Source organism: Terriglobales bacterium (assembly GCA_035543055.1).
Lineage (GTDB): Bacteria > Acidobacteriota > Terriglobia > Terriglobales > Acidobacteriaceae > JAIQFD01.
Map to the genome: position 1 here is coordinate 1 of DATKKJ010000222.1, position 6311 is coordinate 6311.

Consider the following 6311-nt stretch of genomic DNA (forward strand, 5'->3'; position numbering starts at 1 on the left):
GAAACGCAGGATGCGCTCGGCGAGCGTGGACGAGCTGCCGACCGCGGGTTCGAGGCGGGGAGCTGCCAGGCGGGGGTCAGCCAGTTTGCGCGCCTCCCAGATGCCTTTGCGGAGATGGTCGAGCCGTTGCTGCAGCTCCAGCAGGACGCGGTCCGCCGATTCGATGGCCTCGCACTGAGCGGAGAAACGCTGCTCCGCAGTCTGGAGTTCGCTGGCCAGATTCCGCATCCGCTTCTCTAATTCCTGCATGTTCCCTTTCCGGAACGGGGGATAGTCTTTCTTGCAACTTACCTTCTTAAGATGTGGAAAGGACAGAAAAGCAGCACAAGCGGAGGTTACGGAAGCGCGTGTCCGGTCGGCCGCATCGGATACGACGAGGAAGAGCGGGTTGGTCCCGCTCTTCCTCCTGCTTGCGGGCCTCTCAGTTCGCGGTGACAAGAGAGGTTCAGGACCGCTGAAGCTCTTTGAGCAAGTCCTCGAGCCGGTCGTAGCTGATGCCGGCGCCCCGGGCCACTCCACTCTTGATCACCATGTCACGCACTTGCAGCGACGGATAGAGAGCGGTGGCGGTGAGGCGGGTCTTGCCGTTCTCCTCGGTGAAGAGTGAGGTCACAACCGACTCGGCGTCGGGGAACGGATCGTAGATCTCAGTGAAGACCAGCCGTTCCGGCGGGAGGACCTCGCGATAAACACCGTGGAAGGCGTACTCGCCATGGGGACCGCGGCCGACGAACCGCCAGGCGCCGCCCGGTCGAAGATCGATCTCGCAGACGGTGACCGAGTGCCGTTCGTCCAGGATCCCCCACCAGCACCGGACGTGTTCGGGCCTGGTCATCGCTTCGAACACCAGGCGACGGGGCGCGTCGAACAGGCGGGTGAAGCGGATCTCGCGATCCGACGGGGTGGTTACTTGAAAAGTGTCGCTATTTGCCACGCTGCTTATGGCCATGGTGCTTCTCCTTCTTCTTCATTTCTTTCGTCTGCAGTTCTTGCAAGTACCTTTCCAACCGGTCGAGACGCTGTTCCCAGACGTGCCGGTAGCGCTCCGCCCAGTCGGCCACTTCCTTGAGCGGGCCGCCGGCGATCCGGCAGGGCCGCCACTGGGCCTGCCGCCCGCGGGCGATCAGCCCGGCCCGCTCCAGCACGCGCAGGTGCTTGGAGACCGCCGGCATCGACATGTCGAAGGGCTCGGCCAGCTCGGTGACCGAGCATTCTCCCGAGGCCAGGCGCGCCAGGATGGCGCGGCGGGTGGGGTCGGCGAGGGCGGCGAAGGTGGCGCTGAGATGATCGGTCGGCATCGCGTATTGAACCACTAGGTTAATTAACCAATAGGTTTAATACAACAGGCGAAAGCGGATGTCAAGAGCTAAACCGGGATTATTTCCTGGGGGCCTGGTTCATTCCTCGGCGAGCAGGCGGCCCAGGGTGGGCCTGTGCTTCTCCTTCTTCTCCTTGAGGGCGGGGACGCGGCGGGTAGGCGGAGGCGGTCCGATCTGCTCGCGGGCGGCGGAGCGGACGGCCTTGGCGGCGGAAAAGATCCTCTTCTTGCGCTTACGGGGCACTGCACCTAGTGTGAGGCAGTCGCGGGGCTTGTGCAATAATCAGTCTGAGGCCTCATGGCACTGGAAGAGCGCGACTTCTACGACGAGAAAGAAGAGAAGAAACCGGCCACGTTGAACTGCCCGCACTGCAAGCAATCGGCGGAATACGAACTGCTGTGGCTGGTGCGCACCAAGAAGCGCCAGTTGCCGCCGCGGGCCGATGAGCGCGACCGCGCCAAGTTCGCCAAGGCGCGCTCCTACATGGTCCGCAAGGACGACCTGGTGATGTGCAAGAACATGAAATGCCGCAAGCGGATCGAGGTCAGCGGGGTGCAGTCGGTCGCATTTCTCGACTAGGATCCTTCGCCTGAACTGATCCCATCCCTACTGCTGGACCACCGCCACGGCCTCGACCTCGATGAGCTACTCCAGGGTGTGCAAGGCCTTGCATTCCGAATTTTCCTGCCACCGGGCAAAAAGTACCGTCCAGGCGGCGTAGCGATCCGAACCGTAGCTGAGTAAGCGTCTACTTACCAGGGACTTACGCACGGGGGCTGCGGTTGGCACGCGTGGTGCTCGTACTGAGGGCAACTGCTCGGGATGTGGGCAGAGGCCGGAGCGGGACACCGAGTCCGGCCGGTCTGGAGGAGAAAACCATGAGATTCGTGAAGCTATCGATGGTGGTGGCGGTGAGCCTGGCGCTGGTCTCGCTGCCGGCGTCGGCGCAGTTGGTCCGCTTGGGCGGCGCGAGCAGCGCCCAGGGATCGGCGCAGGCCGGAAGCGGGAGCGGCGGACTGGGCGTGGGCCAGACCGTCGGCAGCACGGTCAACACCACGGCGGGGGCGGCGACCCAGACAGGCGGGGGCGCCACCCGGACGGTGGGCGACGTGAGCGGCAGGGTGGATTCCACGGTCGGCCAGACGAGCGCCGATGTGGGGGCGCAGGCTGGCGCGGCCGCCAACGCCAGCGCCGGACGGGCGAACGCCCCGGCGTCGCAGCAAACCAACGCCAAGGCCGACAAGAAAGCGGCCAAGGAGCGCAAGAAAGCGGAGAAGCAGGCGGCCAAGGAACAGAAGCGCGCAGCCAGAGCGTCGCTCGACTCGCAGAGATCGGTGGGCGCGGCGGCGGGGCCGGGTAAGGCCTCCGCGAGCGGCAGCAACTCGACCCAGGCGGGGGCCAGCGCTGCCGGCAAGTCGGTGGACGTGAAGTCCGACGCGAATACCAGCGTGTCGGCGGAACACGACAAAGACAAGTAAGAGGTTGGGTCCCCTGGGGACGGCGCCGCGAACCTGCGGCGCCGTTTTCTATTGCGGAAATCGCCCCACTGACGTGGGGCTTTCGTTCAGATGCAGGCTATAGGTCCTCACGCTCATCCCTACGGGATTTCGCTCAGGATGACAATCCTGCTCAGCGGAGCATCAGGTTGGCGGCGAGGGCGGTGAGCAGGCCGACGACAATTCCCAAGATGGAAGTGAAGAGATGGGCGATGTGCGCCTGCGGCCACGTCTGCGAGTTTTCCATGCGCGTCATTTATACTTCCTGGTTCGCCGGATGCGTCTCGTTTGTCATCCATTTAGACGAGCGAACTGGAAATCTGTGAGCTTCGACGAAAACCTCAACACAAAGGGCACAAAGGACGCGGCCGAGGGCACCATCACCCCACCACGCCAAAACCGGGCGTGCCGGGGACCCCGGGGCCGCGCCACGTGAATCATTCAAGCAGGTCCCTCACGGCTGAAGCCGTTCGGGATGACAATCGTTTATAAGAGGCAGTCATGAAGATCCTGGTGTGCATGAAGCAGGTGCCGCAGAAAGATGCGCCGCTCAAGGTCAACGAGAGCGGGAAATGGATCCGCGAAGACCTGTCGTACGAGGTGAACGAGCCGGACGCCTACGCGCTGGAAGAGGCGCTGCGGCAGAAGGAGAAGAACGGGGGCGAGGTGGTGGCCATCACCGCCGGCCCGGGGCGGGCGCAGCAGGTGCTGCGGGAGGCGCTGGCCAAGGGCGCCGACCGGGCCATCCACCTGGAAGGCGACGAGTTCACCGGCCTGGACGCCATGAACACCGCCAAGGCGTTCGCGGCCGCGGTCAAGGACGAGCAGTTCGACCTGATCTTCACCGGGCTGCAATCGGACGACTACGGCTTCGCGCAGACGGGCGTGATCCTGTCGGAGCTGCTGGGCTGGCCGCACGCCACCATCATCATGCAGATCGAGAAGAAGGGCGCGGGCATCCGGGTGAAGCGCGAGCTGGAGGCCGGGTTCTTCCAGTTCGTGGAGATGCCGCTGCCGGCGGTGCTGACCATCCAGTCGGGCATCAACAAGCTGAGGTACGCGACGCTGATCGGCATCAAGCAGGCGAAGAACAAGCCTCTGCGCAAGGTGACGTTTGCGGAGGCACAGCCGGCGCTGGGGCCGAACCAGCAGAAGATCGAGAAGCTGTACGTGCCGCAGAAGACCAAGAAAACCGAAATGCTGGCCGGGGCGCCGGCGGAAGTGGCGAAGAAGCTGGTGGAAAAACTGAGGAACGAGGTGCGGGTACTGTGAGCGAGCCAAAGCACAACGCGGAGACCCACCCCAGGGACCGGGAGTGGCAGCGGGGCACCGAGTTGCTGTTGACCGGGATCGTCATCGGGGTCTTCGGGCTGTTATTCGGGGTGGTGTTCATCCCCGAGGACCTGCGGGCAGGGAGCGATTTCTGGATCATCATCGCGACCCTGGAGACGCTGCTGGCGGCGGGGCTGATCGTCGCCGGGTTCGCGATGAAACATCGCGCCAGCCTGGAGCGGGCGCTTGAGCAGCAGGAGCAGTAGCGAGCACCAGGTACCAAGCAACAAGTGTGAACTCATAAAGGATTGTTATGGCTGACAGCATTCTTGTGGTCGTGGAGCAGAGGGAAGGAAAGCTGAACCGGGTTTCGCTGGAGACGGTGCGGGCAGCACAGATGATCGCCGCCGAGACCAAGTGGGAGATCGAGGCGGCGGTAGTGGGCAGCGGAATCGCGGGCATCGCCGGGGAGATCGCGGCCACGGCGGTGAAGAAGGTCTACGCCATCGAGAACGCGGCGCTCGCAGCCTACACGCCCGACGGATTCGTGCAGGCACTGCGCGGCTTCCTCGATGCGAAGAAGCCGAAGCTGGTGCTGATGCCGCACACCTACCAGGTGCGCGACTTCGTGCCGCAACTGGCGACCTCGATGGGGCGGACGATGGTGAGCGATTGCATCGGCTTCCGCAGCGAAGGCGGCAAGCTGGTGTTCACCCGGCAGATGTTCCAGGGCAAGTTCGCCGCCGACATCGCGCTGGAGAGCGAGGCACCCTGGTTCGTCACCTTCCAGGCGGGCGCCTTCCGCGCCGACCAGGTGCAGCCGGGCAGTGCGGGGGCCCCGGTCGAGACCGTGCAGGCCGGCGTGGACGCCGCCCAGATCCGCACCAAGCCGGAAGCGCCGTTCAAGGAGGCCAAGGCGGCGGTGGACCTGACGCAGGCGGAGATCATCGTGGCCGTGGGGCGAGGGATCAAGGAACAGAAGAACATCGAGATCGCCAAGCAGCTGGCGGACGCCCTGGGCGGAGAACTGGCGGCGTCGCGTCCCATTTGCGACAACGGCTGGCTGCCGATGGAGCGGCAGATCGGGTCGTCGGGGCAGACGGTGGCGCCCAAGCTGTATCTGGCGCTGGGCATCAGCGGGGCGATCCAGCACATCGTTGGAATGAAGGGATCGAAGACCATCATCGCAGTGAACAAAGATGGCGAAGCGCCGATCTTCGAGATTGCGGATTTTGGCGTGGTCGGGAACCTGTTTGACGTCGTGCCGCCGCTGGTTGAGGAAATTAAGAAAGCTAAAGCAGGGGCTTAACCCCGTGGGCGACCGCATCAAGAATACGGGCGCATTCCTGGGAGGTATCTCTCTGGTGTTCGGCGGCGCCCTGCTATGTCTACTTATTGCCTACGCGCTCGACATACGTAACGACCGCCGCAAGGTCGTTGTAATACGTACGGACACCCCTCTATTCGCATCCGCAGATTGTTTTCCACAGATTTCCCGAGCCAGCGCGACGATCCATCCCGGCGACCAGGTTTCGGTGCGGGACGTGTCCAACGAAAAGGAATGCCAGATTGTGCATGTCCGTCTGAAGTCGGGGCAGGAAGGCTACTTGGCAAGTGGAGTCGGTGACTGGGAGCTGCGCAATCGATGATCGTCTTTCGTAAGCCGTTGGAAGGCGTCGAACGGCCTCAGATGGAGGCTGATGTCGTCATTGTGGGTGGCGGCCCCGCGGGAATGGCGTGCGCCCTTCGGCTCTCCCAACTGATCGATTCACACAACGAAAAGCACCCCGACGCGCAGCTCACCAAAGAGAACATCTACGTGCTGGAGAAGGCGCGCGAGGTGGGGCAGCACTGCCTGTCGGGGGCGCTGCTGGACCCGCGCTCCATGCGCGAGCTGCTGCCGGGGTTCGAGAAAGAAGCGCCGCTCGACGCCGAGGTCACGAAAGAAGCCGTGTATTTCATGACCCGGACCGGCAAGTTCAAGCTGCCCATCACGCCGCCGCCGCTGCGCGATCACGGGAACTACGTCGTCTCGCTCAACAAGTTCGTGAAGTGGCTGGGCTCGAAGGTGGAGGAGACGGGCATCACCGTCTTCAGCGGCTTCGCCGGTTCGGAATTGCTGATCGAGAACGAGCGCGTGATCGGCGTCCGCACCGACGACAAGGGGGTGGACAAGACCAACCAGCCGAAAGGCAACTTCGAGCCGGGATACGACCTAAGAGCG

Annotated in this window: 12 protein-coding genes; 7 read left to right on the forward strand and 5 right to left on the reverse strand. The window is 63.8% G+C overall.

The window, feature by feature from the left end; all coding sequences use genetic code 11:
* From VMS96_14395 to VMS96_14410, 4 genes are all read right to left on the reverse strand, one after another.
* Nucleotides 1-249 (reverse strand): hypothetical protein (locus VMS96_14395; protein HVP44617.1); only part of this gene is annotated, 249 nt, incomplete at its 3' end.
* 196 nt (nucleotides 250-445) lie between these two features.
* Entirely contained in the window at nucleotides 446-949 is a 504-nt protein-coding gene (locus VMS96_14400) for an SRPBCC family protein (protein HVP44618.1), read from the reverse strand.
* The gene (locus VMS96_14405; GenBank protein HVP44619.1) at nucleotides 924-1298 is read right to left on the reverse strand and encodes a metalloregulator ArsR/SmtB family transcription factor; all 375 of its coding nucleotides are present in this window, start codon (nucleotides 1296-1298) and stop codon (nucleotides 924-926) included. Before VMS96_14405 ends, VMS96_14400 begins: the two co-directional genes overlap by 26 nt.
* A 99-nt stretch (nucleotides 1299-1397) precedes the next feature.
* On the reverse strand, nucleotides 1398-1562 hold the full coding sequence (locus VMS96_14410; GenBank protein ID HVP44620.1) for a hypothetical protein: 165 nt from the start codon (nucleotides 1560-1562) through the stop codon (nucleotides 1398-1400).
* 54 nt (nucleotides 1563-1616) lie between these two features.
* Between VMS96_14410 and VMS96_14415 the strand changes: the two genes are divergently transcribed.
* A complete protein-coding gene (locus tag VMS96_14415) occupies nucleotides 1617-1898 on the forward strand; it encodes a hypothetical protein (GenBank protein HVP44621.1) in 282 nt (93 codons plus the stop codon).
* Nucleotides 1899-2197: 299 nt separating this feature from the next.
* Nucleotides 2198-2797, forward strand: coding sequence for a hypothetical protein (locus VMS96_14420; protein HVP44622.1), 600 nt, complete (start codon nucleotides 2198-2200; stop codon nucleotides 2795-2797).
* Nucleotides 2798-2948: 151 nt separating this feature from the next.
* Here VMS96_14420 and VMS96_14425 read toward each other — a convergent pair whose 3' ends face one another.
* Entirely contained in the window at nucleotides 2949-3071 is a 123-nt protein-coding gene (locus VMS96_14425) for a hypothetical protein (protein ID HVP44623.1), read from the reverse strand.
* Nucleotides 3072-3316: 245 nt separating this feature from the next.
* Between VMS96_14425 and VMS96_14430 the strand changes: the two genes are divergently transcribed.
* The 5 genes from VMS96_14430 to VMS96_14450 all read left to right on the forward strand — a co-directional run.
* A complete protein-coding gene (locus VMS96_14430) occupies nucleotides 3317-4087 on the forward strand; it encodes an electron transfer flavoprotein subunit beta/FixA family protein (GenBank protein ID HVP44624.1) in 771 nt (256 codons plus the stop codon).
* Nucleotides 4084-4353 carry a hypothetical protein gene (locus VMS96_14435; GenBank protein ID HVP44625.1) on the forward strand — a complete coding sequence of 90 codons (270 nt, stop codon included), beginning with the start codon at nucleotides 4084-4086 and terminating at the stop codon, nucleotides 4351-4353. The genes VMS96_14430 and VMS96_14435 overlap by 4 nt, the downstream gene beginning before the upstream one ends.
* 47 nt (nucleotides 4354-4400) lie before the next feature.
* Nucleotides 4401-5396, forward strand: a complete 996-nt coding sequence (locus VMS96_14440) for an electron transfer flavoprotein subunit alpha/FixB family protein (GenBank protein HVP44626.1) — start codon at nucleotides 4401-4403, stop codon at nucleotides 5394-5396.
* Nucleotides 5397-5400: 4 nt separating this feature from the next.
* Nucleotides 5401-5736 carry a hypothetical protein gene (locus VMS96_14445; protein HVP44627.1) on the forward strand — a complete coding sequence of 112 codons (336 nt, stop codon included), beginning with the start codon at nucleotides 5401-5403 and terminating at the stop codon, nucleotides 5734-5736.
* Nucleotides 5733-6311, forward strand: a 579-nt coding sequence (locus tag VMS96_14450) for an NAD(P)/FAD-dependent oxidoreductase (protein HVP44628.1), incomplete at its 3' end; no start/stop codon positions are given. The genes VMS96_14445 and VMS96_14450, both read left to right, overlap by 4 nt.